The organism is Marinobacter halodurans (assembly GCF_004327985.1).
Classification (GTDB): domain Bacteria; phylum Pseudomonadota; class Gammaproteobacteria; order Pseudomonadales; family Oleiphilaceae; genus Marinobacter_A; species Marinobacter_A halodurans.
The window spans coordinates 149416-165195 of sequence record NZ_SJDL01000003.1 but is presented as its reverse complement, the minus strand read 5'-3'; the positions used below and the strand labels follow the sequence as shown (position 1 = coordinate 165195).

Below are 15780 nucleotides of genomic sequence, written 5' to 3'. Positions count from 1 at the left end.
CTGATATTTTCCGGAGATTGAGCCCCGCGTCCTCAGAGGTCGTGTGGCGGGCCCTTTCCAATCAACAAGACGACTTTCATGGACAGCAGACTCACCGCTTTGACCGACTGGGTACGCCAGCAGCCCGGCTTCACCCAGGCTCACCCTGAGACCGTTTCCGGTGACGCCAGTTTCCGTCGTTACTTCCGGGTGCTCGGCCAGCCCGATGCCGGTGCTCCGCGCCCGTTCATCGTCATGGACGCGCCGCCGGGCAAGGAGGACGTGGGCCCCTTCGTGGCCATCGCCCGCCAGTGGCACGCCGAAGGCATCCACGTACCGGCCATCCATGCCGAAAACCGGGAGCAGGGGTTCCTGCTGCTGGAGGACTTCGGCGACGAGCTGCTGCTGGACCACCTGAACGACGACAACGTGGATCACCTGTACGGTCTGGCCCTGGGCGCCCTGAGTCATATCCAGGCCACCGCCGAGCCGGCGGACTACCCACTGCCGCCCTACGACGCCGCCCTACTCGACCGGGAAATGGCCCTGTTCCGCGACTGGTTGCTGGAGCAGCACCTGGCGCTGGAACTGACCGACCAGGAACACTGCCTGCTGGACACCACCTTTGCCCTGCTCAAGGAAGCAGCCCTGGCTCAACCGGAAGTGCCGGTCCATCGCGACTACCATTCCCGCAACCTGCTGGTGCTGGGCGACAACGCGGATCTGGGCATTATCGATTTCCAGGACGCGGTTCGCGGCCCGGTCACCTATGACCTCGTGTCGCTGGTCAAGGACTGTTACATCCGCTGGCCGGAAGAGAAGATCGACCGCTGGGTCGAGGATTTCCGGCAGATGACCCGCAACGCCGGCCTGCACCAGGCGGATCGGGACACCTTCCGCCAGTGGGTGGAGCTGATGGGCATGCAGCGCCACCTGAAGGCTTCCGGCATCTTCGCCCGCCTGGCCATCCGTGACGGCAAGCGGCGCTACCTCGATGACATCCCGCGAACCGTCAACTACCTGCTGGAGGCCAGTCATCGCCAGCCGGCGCTGCGTCATTTCCACGAGTGGCTGGCCACCCGGGTGATTCCGCTGCTGGAACCACAGGTGGCCTGACCATGAAAGCCATGATCCTCGCCGCCGGCAAGGGCGAGCGGATGCGGCCGCTGACCCTGGAAACCCCGAAACCGCTACTCCAGGCCGGCGGCAAGGCCCTGATCGAACACCAGATCGGGAAGCTGGCAGGCGCCGGCTTCCGCGAACTGGTGATCAACCCCTCCTGGCTGGGCGACAAACTGCAGACGGCGCTCGGTGACGGTCGGCAATACGGCGTGCACATCCACTACTCGCCGGAACCCGAGCCCCTGGAAACCGCCGGCGGTATCCGTCAGGCCCTGCCCTGGCTCACCGGGGATGACGACTGGTTCCTGGTGGTCAACAGCGATATCTGGTGCGATTTCGACCTGGGCAGCCTGGAACCGTCGGTCAACGACCAGGCCGTCCTGGTGCTCACCGACAACCCGCCCCAACATCCCGACGGCGACTTTCACCTGACCGCAACCGGCCGGGTCACCGACAGCGGCGATCCACGCCTGACGTTCAGCGGCATCAGCCTGCTCCATCGCAGCCTGTTCGAGCACCTTGAGCCCGGCTATCGCAAGCTGGCGCCGTTGCTGCGGGAAGCCATGGCGAACGACCGGGTCGCGGGCGTGCATCACCGGGGCGAGTGGCAGGACATCGGCACGCCGGAACGGCTGGCCAGCCTGGACCGGCAGTTGCGGCAGGACGGAGGAGCGCCGTCGTGAGCGAGGCCGCGCCATCCGGTCTGTCCGGTCGCCTGGAGCGCAGCTTCAACACGCTCTTCAGCGTCCTCAGCGCCAGCAACCACGAGGCCACCAAGCTGCTGGAACGCACCTCCCTGCCCGGCTGGGCACGGAAGCACCTGTTCTTCTTCCTGGGGTACGTGGCCAAGGCGGACGGTCGGGTGACCGAGCAGCAGATCCGCTTTGCCGAGAGCCTGATGCGCGCCCTGCAGCTCTCACCCGGGCAGCGACAACGAGCGATCCGGGCCTTCCAGCGGGGCAAGGACATGGAGGAACTGCCCGGCTCGCGGGGACTGCGAATGCGCCTGCACAACACCCTCAATCCGGAACCGGCACTGGTGGTGATGTTCTGCCTGTGCCACGCCACCCAGATTGAAGGAACGCCCAGCAAACAGCGGCGCTATCGCTGTGAAGATGCGGTGGACCGGACCGGGCTTCCGGTGGACGCCATGGAAATCGTGCTGAACAGTTACGCCAGCCACACCCGGCGCTCGCGTCCGGAACTCAGGCCGGCCCCAACCTCCTACGACGACGCCTGCAAACTCCTCGGGGTTCATGCCCGGGCCAGCCTGAAGGACATCAAGCAGGCCTACCGGCGGCGGGTGTCGGAATGCCACCCGGACAAACTGGGATCGGGCCTGAGCGACGATGAATACGCCAGGGCCAAGGATCGCCTGCTGCGTTACCAGCAGGCATGGGAGATCATCAAGAAGCGGGAGCGGGCCCGCCGTCGGTAGTGCTACTCCGACGCCGGCTCGAGGGTCTGTTTCAGCCAGCTGCTGACCCGACCGGCCACCAGCCCCGCATCGTCCCGCCCCGGGTGACGCGCCATGGCCACCCGCTGCTGCTGGTACCCCTGAAAACCGCCACGGCGGATCACCGCCCGCTGGTCGTGCATGGACTCCGTTTTCGCGAGACTGGAGCGCAGGTCCAGAATCCGCAGTTGACCGGCGCTGGCTTTTGCCACCGCATCCAGATCCGACGGCTGCAATGTGGGCGTGATCCAGGCCAGCATCTGTGGTTCGCCGGGACCGGCCCCGCTTCCCTTGAGAGCCTGGCTCACCATTTCCCGCGCTCCCCGGCCCACGCCCACAAGCGCGACCCGCTGGTACCCCATACCACGCAGGTGGCTTACGGCGGCGTTGATCTGGGCGCCGATTTTGTGCTGGTAGTCCTTGCGCATCTGGTTCAGGTCCGTATTCGACAGGACATCGATGATCGAACCGGCGCCGACACCCGGTTTCGCCGCGCCGGAGGCCTTGCCCGGATCCGCGGCCCCACTCTCGCCTTTCCCGGCCGCATCGGCCGGCCCAGGCTGTTCACTGCCCGGCAGATCCCGCTCATGGCGGGCCTGCTCCAGTGGGTACGGCGGAGCCTCCAGCCCCAGGCTCATGGTGGCCCAGCCGTCCCGGGCCAACGGATCCCTGAGGGCTCCGGCCAGACCGGCGTCCGCACTCTGCCCCTCGTCGGCCAGGATCAGGACGGCACCCTGGGCCGGCATCTGCTGTTCCTGTTCCAGCAGCCCGACCACCCGGCCGTTGGCACCGGTATCCAGCCAGACGGTTTTCTCCGGACGCATGTCGGCGAGCGCCTCGTAGTCCTGGCCGGTGGAGATAAAGGGGCGCTCCTGCTTCGTGTCGCCGCCGGCATCCTTGGCAGAAGCTCCCTCCGCCGACGGGTCCGGCGCCGATCCGGCGTTCCCGGCCTCCTGGGCCCAGACCGCCGACGTCATGATCCAGAGCAGGACCAGCACAACCCCACGCGCGTTCACCATATGCCTACGCACAATCACCCCTCTGATATGCCTGTTCAAGCTGATAGACTACCAATCCGTTTCCGCTCGCACTAAAACGATCCTTGAGAGAGACCAATCCATGTTGCCCGACCTGATCGCCCCCTCGATCCTGTCAGCCGATTTTGCCCGACTGGGCGAGGAAGTCGATAACGTCCTGGCCGCCGGGGCCGACATCGTCCACTTCGACGTGATGGACAACCACTATGTTCCCAACCTGACCATCGGCCCCATGGTCTGTGAGGCGCTGCGCAAGCATGGCGTGACCGCCCCCATCGATGCCCACCTGATGGTCAAACCGGTGGACGACCTGATCCGCATGTTCATTGATGCCGGCGCCACCTACATCACGTTCCACCCGGAAGCGTCCGAGCACATCGACCGCTCCCTGCAACTGATCAAGGACGGTGGCTGCCAGGCCGGCCTGGTCTTCAATCCGGCCACCCCGCTGCACTACCTCGATCATGTCATGGATCGCATCGACATGATCCTGCTGATGTCGGTCAACCCCGGCTTCGGCGGCCAGAAGTTCATTCCGGGCACCCTCGACAAACTGCGCGAGGCCCGCCAGCGGATCGACGCCAGCGGCAAGGCGATCCGCCTGGAAATCGACGGCGGCGTGAAAGTGGACAACATCCGCGAAATCGCCGCGGCCGGTGCCGACACGTTCGTGGCCGGTTCCGCGATTTTCAACACCGAAGACTACAGGACCACCATCGACGCCATGCGCGAGCAGATCAACCTGGCGCGCTCGGTATGAAGCAGCTCTTCAACGGCCGGTGGCCGGACACCATCCTGTTCGACCTGGACGGCACGCTGGTGGACAGCGCACCGGACCTGGCCGCGGCGATCGATGCCATGCTGGAAGGCCTGGGCCGGTCGCCGGCGGGCGCTGAAAAAGTCCGCCAATGGGTGGGCAATGGCGCCGGTGTGCTCGTCCGCCGTGCCCTGGCGGGCCGGTTCGACCATGAGAACGGCCCTCACCTGAGCGACGACGAATTCCACGCCGCCCAGCAGCGCTTCTTCGACGCCTATGCCGACCTGAACGGCGGCCTGGCGCGCATCTACGACGGCGTCGAGCCGTTCCTTGAAGCGGCCAAAGCGGCGGGTGCCCGACTGGCCGTGGTGACCAACAAGCCGACGGCCTTCACCGGTCCGCTGCTGGAAAAGATGAACCTGGCGCACTGGTTCGACGTGGCCATCAGTGGCGACACGCTGCCGGTAAAGAAACCCGATCCGGCCCAACTGCACCATGCCATCGAGCAACTGGACGGCGATGCCGGCCGCACCCTGATGGTGGGCGACTCCATCAACGACATCGAAGCCGCCCAGCGCGCCGGTGTTCCGGTGGTCGCTGTGCGCTACGGATACAACTACGGCGGCGGTATCGACGAGATGGGCGCCGATATTGTGGTTGATTCGCTGGTGGAGCTTTTGTAACCTCATCGCAGATTGAACGTTCTTGATGGAGCTTCCTGCCGTGCGGGGACTGAAACTGACTGCAAAAACGCGCAACGTGCTCAGCACACGCGCAACTCGATGGTGGCGATGGCGCACCGGCTGATTGTCAGCCCGGTAAGCGCACGTCGATCCGCGCTTGCCTGAACGACTCCACGGGGCCCTGTGTGTTGGCATCCGGTGGGGAATTGAGCAGATCAGATTTCAGGAAACCAGAGCATGACGCCCGAACAATTCGCCGACCTGGCCCAGGCCGGCTATAACCGCATCCCTGTCCAACGCGAAGTCCTCGCCGACCTGGACACCCCTCTCAGCACCTACATCAAGCTGGCGACCGGCCCGTATACCTACCTGTTCGAATCCGTGACCGGCGGTGAGAAATGGGGCCGTTACTCGATCATCGGCCTGCCCTGCCGCGAGATCCTGCGCGTCGAAGGCAACAACATCACCATTACCCGCGACGGCCAGGTGATCGAGGAAACCACCAGCGACGATCCGCTGGCATTCGTCGAGCAGTACCAGGCGCGTTTCAATTCGCCGGACCTGCCGGAACTGCCGCTGTTCAACGGCGGTCTGGTGGGTTACTTCGGCTACGACACCGTGCGCTACATTGAGAAGCGCCTGGCCGCCACCTGCCCGCCGGACAAGCTGGGCACGCCGGATATCCTGCTGATGGTGTCCGATGAAGTGGTGGTGTTCGACAACCTGCGCGGCAAGCTGCACCTGATCGTCCATGTCAATCCCAACGACGCCAACGCCCTGGCCGACGCCGAAGCCCGGCTGGACGCCCTGGAAGATCAGCTCCACCACAGCACCGTGGACGCCCCGGTCACCCCGGAAGCGCTGCGCGGTACGCAGATCGACGAGACGGATTTCGTCTCCGGTTTCACCGAGGATCGCTTCAAGGACGCGGTCAACACCATCAAGAACTACGTGCTGGACGGCGACGTGATGCAGACCGTCATCTCCCAACGCATGTCGATCCCGTTTGCCGCGCCGCCGCTGAACCTGTATCGCTCGCTGCGGGTGTTGAACCCGTCGCCGTACATGTACTTCCTCGATCTGGAGGATTTCCACATCGTCGGGTCCTCGCCGGAAATCCTGGCACGGGTCGAAGACGAGCAGGTCACCGTCCGTCCGATTGCCGGCACCCGCAAGCGCGGCGCCACCGAGGCGGAGGATCGCGCCCTGGAAGCGGAACTGGTGGCCGATCCCAAGGAGATCGCCGAGCACCTGATGCTGATCGACCTGGGGCGCAACGACGCCGGTCGCGTCTCGGAAACCGGCACCGTTCGCCTGACCGAGAAGATGGCGGTGGAACGCTATTCCCACGTCATGCACATCGTCTCCAACGTCACCGGCCGACTGAAGCCGGACACCTCCTGTATCGATGTCCTGCGCGCCACCCTGCCGGCGGGCACCCTCAGCGGCGCCCCGAAGATCCGCGCCATGGAGATCATCGACGAACTGGAGCCGGTAAAGCGCGGTGTCTACGGCGGCGCTGTCGGCTACCTGTCGTGGAACGGTAATATGGACACAGCGATCGCCATCCGCACCGCGGTCATCAAGGACGACACCCTGCACATCCAGGCCGGCGCGGGCATCGTCGCCGATTCAGTGCCCCGTCTCGAATGGAAGGAGACGATGAACAAGGGCCGCGCCATTTTCCGCGCGGTGGGCATGGCACTGAACGAATTCGACCGCTGAGGGCTGCACCATGTTATTGATGATCGACAACTACGATTCCTTTACCTACAACGTGGTGCAGTACCTCGCCGAGCTGGGTGCGGATGTCCACGTTTACCGCAACGACGAGATCACCGTCGGGCAGATCGAGGCGCTGAACCCGGAGCGCCTGGTCATTTCCCCGGGCCCGTGTACGCCGAACGAGGCGGGCATCTCGATGGAGGCGATCCGTCACTTCGCCGGCAAGCTGCCGATCCTGGGCATTTGCCTGGGCCACCAGTCCATTGGCCAGGTCTACGGCGGCAACGTCATCCGCGCCGGTCAGGTGATGCACGGCAAGACGTCCCCGGTTTTCCATGCGGATACCGGCGTATTCCGCGGCCTGAATAACCCGCTGGAGGCCACGCGCTATCACAGCCTGGTGATCGACAAGGACAGCCTGCCGGACTGCCTGGAAGTCACCGCCTGGACCCGCAACAGCGATGGCTCGGTGGAAGAGATCATGGGCGTGCGCCACAAGACGCTGCCGATCGAGGGCGTCCAGTTCCATCCGGAATCCATCATGACCGAGCAGGGGCACGAGTTGCTGCGCAATTTCCTGCGAATCCCGTCCACGGCCCCGACCAAAGCGGCCTGAGCGCATAAGGACCAGAGAGAGACTGCCATGGATATCAAAGCTGCACTGAACCGCATCGTCGAGAACCTGGACCTGAGCACCGAGGAAATGAAATCGGTGATGCGCATCGTGATGAATGGCGAGGCCACGGATGCCCAGATCGGCGCCCTGATGATGGGTCTGCGCATGAAGAGCGAAACCATCGACGAGATCACCGGCGCCACCGAAGTCATGCGCGAACTGGCCACCAAGGTCACCATCAACGCCGACTATCTGGTGGATATCGTCGGCACCGGCGGCGATGGCGCCAACCTGTTCAACGTATCGTCTGCCGCGGCTTTTGTGGTCGCGGCAGCGGGCGGCACGGTCGCCAAACACGGGGGCCGGGCAGTGTCCTCCCGCAGCGGGAGCGCCGATCTGCTGGAAAAGGCGGGCATCAACCTGGAAATGACGCCGGAACAGGTTGGTCGGTGCATTGAACAGATCGGCGTCGGCTTCATGTTCGCGCCTGCCCACCACAGCGCCATGCGCCACGCCGTGGGCCCGCGCAAGGAACTGGGCATGCGGACGATGTTCAACATCCTCGGCCCAATGACCAACCCGGCCGGCGTCAAACGCCAGGTGATCGGCGTGTTTACCGAACGCCTGTGCCGGCCGATGGCCGAAGTGCTCAATCGCCTGGGCAGCGAGCACATCATGGTGGTCCATTCCAAGGACGGCCTGGACGAGATCAGCCTGGCCAACAAGACCCATGTGGCCGAACTGAAGAACGGCGAGATCACCGAGTACGACATCTCGCCGGAAGACTTCGGCCTCAAGAGCCAGAGCCTGTTGGGCCTGTCCGTGGAAAGCTCGGAAGAGTCGCTGGAGCTGATCAATGCCGCCTTTGGCATCGGCCACAGCGAAAATGCCGACAAGGCAAGGGACCTGATTGCCCTGAACGCCGGTGCGGCCATTTACGTCTCGGGCATTGCCAAAACCATGCAGGAAGGCGTCGAACTGGCCCTGGATGCCATCGGCAGCGGCCTGGCCAAGGGCAAGATGACCGAACTGTCCGACTTCTCCCACTGTTTCTGAGACCGATTTGCACAGGATTGACCGATGACTGATACCGACCGCACCCCGACTATCCTGCGCCGCATCGTTGATCGCAAGTGGGAGGAAATCGACCACCGCCAGCGGCGCCAACCGCTGGCCGACGTGCGCGCCCGGGCCGCCGACAAGTCGGCAGCGCGGGGTTTTGCCAACGCTCTTCGCGCGCGGATCGAGAAGTCGTCCCCAGCCGTCATCGCGGAAGTGAAAAAAGCATCACCCAGCAAAGGCGTGATTCGCGACCCGTTCGAGCCGGCCGCCATTGCCGAAAGCTACGAGGCGGGCGGCGCAGCCTGCCTGTCGGTGCTGACCGATCACGATTTCTTCCAGGGTCACGAGGATTACCTGGCCCAGGCACGTCAGGCCTGCAGCTTGCCCGTCATCCGCAAGGATTTCATGGTTGCGCCCTACCAGATCTATGAAAGCCGGATGATCGAAGCCGACTGCATCCTGCTGATCGCAGCCTGCCTGACCAAGGACCAGATGCAGGAACTGGCGGGCATCGCCGGCGAAATCGGCCTGGATGTGCTGGTGGAAGTCCACAACGGCGAGGAACTGGACGACGCGCTGACGCTGGACACGCCGCTGGTGGGCATCAACAACCGCGACCTGCATACGTTCGAGGTGTCACTGGACACCACCTTCGAACTGCACAAGCGCATCCCGGACGAGCGCCTGACCATCACCGAGAGCGGCATCCTGACCCGGGACGATGTCACGGCGATGACCGACAACGGCATCTACGGCTTCCTGGTCGGCGAATCCTTCATGCGCGCACCGGATCCGGGTGCAAAACTGCAGGAACTGTTCTTCTAACTTCCTCTCCCCCAGTCCTTTCCAGCGGCATCGCGAGGCTGGACCGAAGCCCTGGTCACCCTCCGCTTCCGCAGCGGGACAGGACGTCCCGCGCCGCATCCGGCGGTCAGGGATGACCCTCGGAGGCGGCGGAAGCGGAGGGTGTCCGGGGCTTCTGGCTGGGGCCCGGTTTCCCTACTGCACTGTTTGGACCCTGGCTTTTATTAGACTGGATTCTCGGGGGCGGAAGCGGGGCAGCGGCAGGGCCCTGCGCCGTCTTAGAGGGCCATCCATGGCCACCTAATCCGGTCGGAGTGTACCGATCTAAGCCCCTGCCCTGATTATTCCTGGCTCCGGCTTGTGTTTGATCCAGAGCCAGTCAACGCTCACTAATAACCAAGATTGCTCGACGTGCCTGGGTCGGAAAATAGAAGAGACGGCCAGATAACACCCCCTGACGGCAGGCCACGCAGTCAGGGGGCATTGACCACGTCAAACCTTCGCCGAAGGCCGCGCCTTGATCCGGTCGTACCACGCCTGCAGGTGCGTCTGCTCCGGCTTGATCCGGATATCGTTCACTTTATTGAAATCGATCGTGGTGAAGGCGTTGATGTCGGCGGCGGTGAAGGTGTCGCCGCAGATGTATTCGCGGCCTTCCAGGTGCTTGTTGAGGAAGTGGAAGAATTTCTCGACGTTCTTGCCACACTCTTCGCCCCATTCCTTGATCGGGTTCATGCGGTCCTTGAAGTAACCGCTGGTGTGCTGGAAGCACATGCCGGTGGGCAGGAAGAAGAAAAACTCAATCCAGCGCAGCCACTGTTCCACATGCGCTTTCCCCAAGGCGCCCTCGCCCAGCAGCGGCGTGGTATCCGGATGGAGTTCCTCGAAGTAACGGCAGATGGCCATGGTTTCGGCCACGCTGGTGCCATCGTCCAACTGCAGCACCGGTACTTTCTTCATCGGATTCATGGCCGCGTATTCCGGCGTCAGGTTCTCGCCTTTCTGGATATCGACCTGGACGAACTCGACCTCATCCAGCAGGCCTTTCTCGGCCAGGAACATGCGGACCCGACGCGGGTTCGGGGCCGTCTTGGTTTCGAAAATCTTCATGGGGACTCCTGTCTGTCGACTGGGTGGATTCTTGTTGTTGGGTTATGGGTTGCAAGCTGTTTTGCCGTGCAAAACAGCTTTCTGCGAAACCAACTATGCGCCCAGAGATTGCCTCGGGGGCGCCGGGGCGTCAAGCGGTACGCCCCGGGCTTCCAGGTAAGCCTTGATCTCTGCGATCACCCAGTCCGGATCATCCAGTGGCAGGTCATGACCCGCATCCGGGTGCAGACGCAGGGTCCACTGCCAGCGCTCGGCCAGGCGTTCACTGCAATACCAGTCAACAATCCGGTCGTCCCGGCTGGCCAGCACCAGGGCATCGGGTAATGGTCGCTCCTCGGCGGGCCGGAACCGGGCTGCCGCCCAAAGCTGACGGGCGGCGTTTCGTGCGCTGACCGGGCGCTGCGCCTGGATGCTGTACCACCGCTGGACGGTGGCGGGGTTCAACTGTCGGTTGGAACTGAGTGCCAGGATCTGGGCTTCGCGCTCACGCAGGTCGCGCAGCGTCAGCAGGCGCATCAGGGTGGGCCAGGTTTTCGGACGCAACCGGTGCCAGGGCCGGTTGAATCCGCTGCTGGTGTTGATCAGGACCAGGTGCTGGATGGCACCGGCACGGACATGCTGGGCCCAATCCAGGGCCACCATGCCGCCCATGGATAGCGCGATCAGCCCCAGCGGCGCAGGGATGTGCTGGCACTGGCGCTGGATGGCCTCGCGAATTGCGGGGATCGCCGCCGGACTTGCCTCCCGGTAGTGGGTACCCGTACCGGGCAGGTCCACCGGGTGGAAATCGTGCCCGGGAAACGCCTCCCGCAGTCGCTGGAGCATTACACCCCAGTGCGCCTGCTCACGTGTCAGGCCCCGCAACAAAATCCAGTGCATATGACCTCTCAGCCCGATTCGCGATACCAGTGCATGATCGCCGCTTCCCTGAGCATGGGCTCCTGCTCGGACCCTGGCAACCAGTTTTTGTGGTTCGCCGTCGCCCGCATCAGGAAGTCGAGGAAGTTGAGATGGGAGCGCAAGACCCGTTGATGACGATGGGGCACCATGGGGTTGAACAGCCCTTCCAGGCGCAGGAGCTGGCGCGGGCGCTTGCGGATCCACCGCCAGGAGCCCATTTCCAGCGTCAGCGGGATGAAGCCGCCGGACTCCGTCCGGTTCATCTGCTTGTAGAAGTAGTCCCAGAGGTCGCCATGGGTCAGGTAATGGCGCGACTGCGGCTCAAAAACATAGGTGTGGTTGGGATAAGCCTGCTCCCAGAGCAGCTTCAGCGCCATCACCGACGCGATCTTGCGCATGGGACGGCGCCGGTAGGCGTAGGGGAACCAGATCTGGTCCTGCCAGCCGAACCCGGAATGACAATCCAGCGCCAGGCTGAAGGGCCGGCCGGGCAGAAGATCCTGGATGACGCGTTCCAGCGCCAGGTTCTCCGCCTCCATCCCCTTTTCCGGCGTACCGGTGTACCACGGCAGTCGGCGTGACAGGCGCTGGCCACCGAGCAGGAAGGCACTGCCTCCCTGGGCCTCGATCGGCGCGTTGCGCATCAGGTCCACCCCGTTGGGGTTGCTGCGCTGGTTGAGGAACATGCCGCCGGGGTTGAGGATCGGCAGCAGCGTGATGCGGATACGGGACAGCAGGTTCTGCAACTCCTGGTCCCAGCGCAGACGATTCAGCAGGCTCTGCAGCCAGGCCATGATCACCTGGGCACCGATCCGTTCCAGGCCGTGCACCCCACCGACCAGCAGCAGGGCGGGCGCTTCCGTCGACTGGGCTCCGATGTCCACACGGTAGATCGGAACGGTGACCGATTTGAGGGCAACCCGTTCCAGCACGCGGGTTTCCACCTGTACCGGTGCCTCGGCCAGCATGCGCTCCAGGCCCACCAGTTCGGGCAGGTAGTCCCGCAGCAGCCGCCGCTGACGGCGATCGCGGGTGGATTGTTCCAGGGGGATGGCGACGTGGGGCGTGAGATCCCGCAGCTCCGTCATGGCGGACTCCCGGTCTGTAAACGACGGTCCGAGTCTAGCGGCGAATTGCTACAACCCGATGACATCACACCGGAAAAGGCCGCCACCTGTGGTCATCGTTTGCTAACTTAACTTATGATGGCGGTTCAGGGATTGATCAGGGGCCGGTCTTTCCACCGTCGCAGCCCAGCCTCCCTTCAGAGAGATTTAAGGACTTTGAACCTCAAGAGCCGTTTCCTGCTGCTTGCCTCGGCACTGATCGTGGCCTCGTCGCTGGCGTCATGGGTCGTCTTCGAGCGTATTGCCGAGCGCATCATCGAACGCTGGGGCGCCAATATCGCCGAGATCCAGGTGCGCTATGACAGTGCCCGCCTGCTGCAGAATATCGAGCGCGAAGTGGGTCTGGCACAGCAGATGTCGGACTCCGACGTTATCCAGCGTTGGGCCCGCCAGCCCGGAAACGCCACCCTCAAGGCGGCCGCCATTGAGGAGATGGAGCGCTTCCGCCACAATTTTGCCGACCACAACTACTTCCTCGCCCTCAAGGACAGCGGCGCCTATTTCTACAACAATGCCGCCAACGGGTTCGCCGGCAAACAACTGCGCTACCACCTCGATCCCAACAAGCCGGCCGATGCCTGGTTCTACCAACTGATTGAACAACGCCGTGACTTCCACCTCAACGTCAACCCGGACGAAGCGCTCGGGGTCACCAAGCTGTGGATTGACGTCCTGCTGAAAGTCGACGGCCGGATTGTCGGCGTGGCGGGCACCGGGATGGATCTGGAGCCCTTCCTGCAGAACATCGTGGACCTGGAGCAGCCGGGCATCAACACCCTTTTTGTGGACTATAACGGGGCCATCCAGCTTTATCGGGACCGCCGCTACATCGACTACGCCAGCTTCGTCAAACCCGAAGGCCAGAAGAAAACCATCGAACTGCTGCTGGACCGCCCCGCCGACCGGTCCTGGATCCGCCAGACGCTGGACCGGCTGCGCGAGGGGCCGGAACAGGGGTATCGGGTGGAAACCGGCTTTGTCACCGTCGACGGCAAAAGCCACCTGGCGGGCGTGACCTACCTGCCGTCGATCGGCTGGTATGAGATCACACTGCTGGACCTGGATGTGCTGCTGCCGCTGGCCACCTTCGCGCCAATGCTTGGGGTCTTCTCTGTGGCCCTGTTGTTGACCCTGCTGGTCTTCAACATCGCCATCCGCCGCCAGATCATCGACCCGATCATCTCCCTGGAAGCCGCCATGGAGCGGGTTCGCCTGGGTGACCTGTCACCTCGCAAGCCATCGCCTCGTTCGGATGAAATGGGTCGGCTGGAGCAGCATTTCGACGTCATGGCCTCCAGCATTCGTGAGCACACCCGCCAGCTCGAGGAGACCGTCCGCGAGCGCACCGACGCCCTGAACCGTCTGGCCCGCAAAGATCACCTGACGGAGCTGCTCAACCGACGCGGCATGAACGAATTGCTCGCCGAGGAGTTCCAGCGTTTTCGACGCGAGCATCGGACATTCGGCATCGTCTGGCTGGACATCGACAACTTCAAGGACATCAACGACACCCTGGGGCATGCCGTCGGTGATGGCGTCCTGCGGCAGATCGCCGCCAGCCTGCGCACCTGTATTCGGCCTTACGATCACGCCGCTCGCTGGGGCGGTGATGAATTCCTGGTGCTGCTCGCCCCCTGTGATGGCGACCATCTGCAGGGCATCGGCGAACGCATCCGGCGCACGGTAGAAAGCGCTGTCGAAACGCCGGCCATCACCGTCAGTATCGGCGGCGCCCTGGCGGTCCCGGATGACACGATCGAGAATATCCTGCAGCGCGCAGACGACGCCCTCTACCAGGCCAAGGACAACGGGCGCAATCAATTCTACATCGCCGAAGGCGGCCAGCTGACCCGCATCAGCTAGCGTCAACCGGGCCTCGTCGCTGGGCTGTCATCTTGCCGTCATCCTGGCAATGGGGCAGGATGAATCGTACCGATCCACCGACAGGTAGACCACCATGCTGATTCGCCCGGCCACGATCCAGGATGCCCCGGACATTGCCCGTCTCGCCACGGCCCTGGGGTATGCGTCATCCACGGAAGACATCGTCAGCCGGCTCGACGGCCTGCTGGGACAACCGGATCGGTTTGTTGCGGTCGCTGATGGTAAGGGTGAAGGGCTTCTGGGTTGGATTGCGGCCGAACGGCGCCTGCTACTGGAGTCCGGCGAGAAGGCGGAAATCGTCGGCCTGATCGTGGGCACCGACAGCCACCGCAAAGGCGTGGGGTCGGCCCTGGTAACCGCCGTCGAGGACTGGGCCCGCGCCCGGGGTCTCGGCAAGATCGTGGTGCGCTCCAACGAAGCGCGCCTGGCATCACACCCCTTTTACGAGCATCAGGGCTTCAAACGGACCAAGACCCAACACGTCTACCTCAAGCCCCTAACCTGAAATCCATTAAGACTTCCCTCGACTCGCAAAAGGAACTGACGACCGATGGAAACAGCCAACCTTGCCCAATCCGCTATCGGCCTGCCCCATCCACCCCACAACAGCCAGGTGCCCCTGGAAACGGCCCTGGCCTCGCGCAGCAGCTGCCGCCGGTTTGCCCGGCGCCTTATCCCGCTGGAAAGCCTGTCACAATTGCTCTGGGCCGGACAGGGATACGACCCGGAAACCCATCGGCGCACCGCGCCTTCCGCCAAACAGGCCTATCCGCTGCAACTGCAGGTCGTTACCGGCGAGGTGGGTGAACTGGTGCCGGACGTCTATCGCTATGACCCGCTTCACCATCAATTGCACGCCACGGGGATCGGCGATGTCCGAGCCACCCTGCAAAGCCTCGCGACCGAGGATCAGCCCTGGCTCGCCCAGGCGCCGCTGGTGCTGGCGATCAGCGCCAACCTGTCGATGATGACCCACCTGTTTGGCGAGCAGCCACCACAGGGCGAGCGGGGCATCCGCTACGCGTACATCGAAACGGGCGCGGTCGCCGAAAACCTGCAATTACAGGCGACCGCCCTGGAGTTAGGGTCGGTGATTGTCGGCGCATTCAACGATCGGGGTGTTGGTCAGGCACTGGACCTGGAGGCCGGCTTTGCGCCGACGGCGCTGGTCTGTGTGGGCCACCCCGCCCACTGAGACGGGAGCGGGCCCAGGCTAACGGCACAGGGCCGAGGATTTGCGGAAAACAGCGATTCACGCTGCCTTTCGGAAATCCTCGGACCGGACGGCCTTGTCGCGCTTGCGGTTGTAACGGGTTTTGTCCTTGACCACCTGCATGCGATACAGCGGTGAACGCAGGTCGCGCTCGACCTGACTGTGTTGGGTGGGTGTTCGCTTCTTACGGGCCATAAGCGGGCTCCTCTGTTGGTTGAGCCTGCATCATAGACCTGCTCCGACTGCCCTGCCAGATATCCGTTGAAAATACTTATGCCTCAGGAGAGCTAAAGGCAGAGCTAAAG

At 63.7% G+C, this 15780-nt stretch carries 17 protein-coding genes; 12 read left to right on the top strand and 5 right to left on the bottom strand.

Features of this window, described 5'->3' with window-relative positions; translation table 11 throughout:
* Positions 1 to 78 precede the first annotated feature (78 nt).
* The 3 genes from EZI54_RS03100 to EZI54_RS03090 are packed head-to-tail and all read left to right on the top strand — an operon-like array spanning position 79 to position 2539.
* Positions 79 to 1095 carry an aminoglycoside phosphotransferase family protein gene (locus EZI54_RS03100; RefSeq protein WP_131478926.1) on the top strand — a complete coding sequence of 339 codons (1017 nt, stop codon included), beginning with the start codon at positions 79 to 81 and terminating at the stop codon, positions 1093 to 1095.
* A gap of 2 nt (positions 1096 to 1097) precedes the next feature.
* On the top strand, positions 1098 to 1784 hold the full coding sequence (gene murU, locus EZI54_RS03095) for an N-acetylmuramate alpha-1-phosphate uridylyltransferase MurU (RefSeq protein ID WP_131478924.1): 687 nt from the start codon (positions 1098 to 1100) through the stop codon (positions 1782 to 1784).
* Positions 1781 to 2539, top strand: a complete 759-nt coding sequence (locus EZI54_RS03090) for a DnaJ domain-containing protein (RefSeq protein WP_242674327.1) — start codon at positions 1781 to 1783, stop codon at positions 2537 to 2539. The genes murU and EZI54_RS03090 overlap by 4 nt, the downstream gene beginning before the upstream one ends.
* Positions 2540 to 2541: 2 nt before the next feature.
* Here EZI54_RS03090 and EZI54_RS03085 read toward each other — a convergent pair whose 3' ends face one another.
* Positions 2542 to 3588: a DUF3530 family protein gene (locus tag EZI54_RS03085; protein WP_131478922.1), complete on the bottom strand. Its 1047-nt coding sequence runs from the start codon at positions 3586 to 3588 to the stop codon at positions 2542 to 2544.
* A gap of 88 nt (positions 3589 to 3676) precedes the next feature.
* Between EZI54_RS03085 and rpe the strand changes: the two genes are divergently transcribed.
* The 6 genes from rpe to trpC all read left to right on the top strand — a co-directional run bounded on the left by rpe (position 3677) and on the right by trpC (position 9262).
* Positions 3677 to 4354 (top strand): ribulose-phosphate 3-epimerase, encoded by a 678-nt coding sequence (gene rpe / locus EZI54_RS03080; RefSeq protein ID WP_131478920.1) that lies wholly within the window; start codon positions 3677 to 3679, stop codon positions 4352 to 4354.
* A complete protein-coding gene (locus tag EZI54_RS03075; RefSeq protein WP_131478918.1) occupies positions 4351 to 5034 on the top strand; it encodes a phosphoglycolate phosphatase in 684 nt (227 codons plus the stop codon). Before rpe ends, EZI54_RS03075 begins: the two co-directional genes overlap by 4 nt.
* 237 nt (positions 5035 to 5271) lie before the next feature.
* Entirely contained in the window at positions 5272 to 6759 is a 1488-nt protein-coding gene (gene trpE, locus EZI54_RS03070; RefSeq protein ID WP_131478916.1) for an anthranilate synthase component I, read from the top strand.
* A gap of 10 nt (positions 6760 to 6769) precedes the next feature.
* The gene (locus EZI54_RS03065) at positions 6770 to 7375 is read left to right on the top strand and encodes an aminodeoxychorismate/anthranilate synthase component II (RefSeq protein WP_131478914.1); all 606 of its coding nucleotides are present in this window, start codon (positions 6770 to 6772) and stop codon (positions 7373 to 7375) included.
* Between the two features lie 27 nt (positions 7376 to 7402).
* Positions 7403 to 8431, top strand: coding sequence for an anthranilate phosphoribosyltransferase (gene trpD, locus EZI54_RS03060; RefSeq protein ID WP_131478912.1), 1029 nt, complete (start codon positions 7403 to 7405; stop codon positions 8429 to 8431).
* A gap of 24 nt (positions 8432 to 8455) precedes the next feature.
* Complete coding sequence (gene trpC / locus EZI54_RS03055; protein ID WP_131478910.1) at positions 8456 to 9262, top strand: indole-3-glycerol phosphate synthase TrpC; 807 nt, start codon at positions 8456 to 8458, stop codon at positions 9260 to 9262.
* 471 nt (positions 9263 to 9733) lie between these two features.
* Here trpC and EZI54_RS03050 read toward each other — a convergent pair whose 3' ends face one another.
* The 3 genes from EZI54_RS03050 to EZI54_RS03040 all read right to left on the bottom strand — a co-directional run bounded on the left by EZI54_RS03050 (position 9734) and on the right by EZI54_RS03040 (position 12339).
* Positions 9734 to 10351 carry a glutathione S-transferase family protein gene (locus tag EZI54_RS03050; RefSeq protein ID WP_131478909.1) on the bottom strand — a complete coding sequence of 206 codons (618 nt, stop codon included), beginning with the start codon at positions 10349 to 10351 and terminating at the stop codon, positions 9734 to 9736.
* Between the two features lie 93 nt (positions 10352 to 10444).
* Positions 10445 to 11230: an alpha/beta fold hydrolase gene (locus EZI54_RS03045; RefSeq protein WP_131478907.1), complete on the bottom strand. Its 786-nt coding sequence runs from the start codon at positions 11228 to 11230 to the stop codon at positions 10445 to 10447.
* Between the two features lie 8 nt (positions 11231 to 11238).
* Positions 11239 to 12339, bottom strand: a complete 1101-nt coding sequence (locus tag EZI54_RS03040; protein WP_131478905.1) for a M14 family zinc carboxypeptidase — start codon at positions 12337 to 12339, stop codon at positions 11239 to 11241.
* Positions 12340 to 12534: 195 nt separating this feature from the next.
* Here EZI54_RS03040 and EZI54_RS03035 point away from each other — a divergent pair, with 195 nt between their 5' ends.
* The 3 genes from EZI54_RS03035 (at position 12535) to EZI54_RS03025 (ending at position 15457) form a co-directional block, all read left to right on the top strand.
* Positions 12535 to 14241, top strand: a complete 1707-nt coding sequence (locus tag EZI54_RS03035) for a GGDEF domain-containing protein (protein ID WP_131478903.1) — start codon at positions 12535 to 12537, stop codon at positions 14239 to 14241.
* A gap of 94 nt (positions 14242 to 14335) precedes the next feature.
* Positions 14336 to 14767, top strand: a complete 432-nt coding sequence (locus EZI54_RS03030) for a GNAT family N-acetyltransferase (protein ID WP_131478901.1) — start codon at positions 14336 to 14338, stop codon at positions 14765 to 14767.
* A 45-nt stretch (positions 14768 to 14812) separates the two neighbouring features.
* On the top strand, positions 14813 to 15457 hold the full coding sequence (locus tag EZI54_RS03025) for a SagB/ThcOx family dehydrogenase (RefSeq protein WP_131478899.1): 645 nt from the start codon (positions 14813 to 14815) through the stop codon (positions 15455 to 15457).
* 57 nt (positions 15458 to 15514) lie between these two features.
* Here the strand turns inward: EZI54_RS03025 and EZI54_RS24345 are convergent, their stop codons facing one another.
* A complete protein-coding gene (locus EZI54_RS24345) occupies positions 15515 to 15670 on the bottom strand; it encodes a hypothetical protein (protein WP_165495659.1) in 156 nt (51 codons plus the stop codon).
* Positions 15671 to 15780 lie beyond the last annotated feature (110 nt).

What these genes read in the sequence shown, in the direction of transcription:
- trpD (WP_131478912.1), top strand. Translation starts at nt 7,403, where the DNA reads ATGGATATCAAAGCTGCACTGAACCGCATCGTCGAGAACCTGGACCTG.
- trpC (WP_131478910.1), top strand. Translation starts at nt 8,456, where the DNA reads ATGACTGATACCGACCGCACCCCGACTATCCTGCGCCGCATCGTTGAT.
- EZI54_RS03050 (WP_131478909.1), bottom strand. Translation starts at nt 10,351, where the DNA reads ATGAAGATTTTCGAAACCAAGACGGCCCCGAACCCGCGTCGGGTCCGC.
- EZI54_RS03100 (WP_131478926.1), top strand. Translation starts at nt 79, where the DNA reads ATGGACAGCAGACTCACCGCTTTGACCGACTGGGTACGCCAGCAGCCC.
- EZI54_RS03075 (WP_131478918.1), top strand. Translation starts at nt 4,351, where the DNA reads ATGAAGCAGCTCTTCAACGGCCGGTGGCCGGACACCATCCTGTTCGAC.
- EZI54_RS03045 (WP_131478907.1), bottom strand. Translation starts at nt 11,230, where the DNA reads ATGCACTGGATTTTGTTGCGGGGCCTGACACGTGAGCAGGCGCACTGG.
- EZI54_RS24345 (WP_165495659.1), bottom strand. Translation starts at nt 15,670, where the DNA reads ATGGCCCGTAAGAAGCGAACACCCACCCAACACAGTCAGGTCGAGCGC.
- EZI54_RS03065 (WP_131478914.1), top strand. Translation starts at nt 6,770, where the DNA reads ATGTTATTGATGATCGACAACTACGATTCCTTTACCTACAACGTGGTG.
- EZI54_RS03025 (WP_131478899.1), top strand. Translation starts at nt 14,813, where the DNA reads ATGGAAACAGCCAACCTTGCCCAATCCGCTATCGGCCTGCCCCATCCA.
- EZI54_RS03030 (WP_131478901.1), top strand. Translation starts at nt 14,336, where the DNA reads ATGCTGATTCGCCCGGCCACGATCCAGGATGCCCCGGACATTGCCCGT.
- EZI54_RS03040 (WP_131478905.1), bottom strand. Translation starts at nt 12,339, where the DNA reads ATGACGGAGCTGCGGGATCTCACGCCCCACGTCGCCATCCCCCTGGAA.
- rpe (WP_131478920.1), top strand. Translation starts at nt 3,677, where the DNA reads ATGTTGCCCGACCTGATCGCCCCCTCGATCCTGTCAGCCGATTTTGCC.
- murU (WP_131478924.1), top strand. Translation starts at nt 1,098, where the DNA reads ATGAAAGCCATGATCCTCGCCGCCGGCAAGGGCGAGCGGATGCGGCCG.
- trpE (WP_131478916.1), top strand. Translation starts at nt 5,272, where the DNA reads ATGACGCCCGAACAATTCGCCGACCTGGCCCAGGCCGGCTATAACCGC.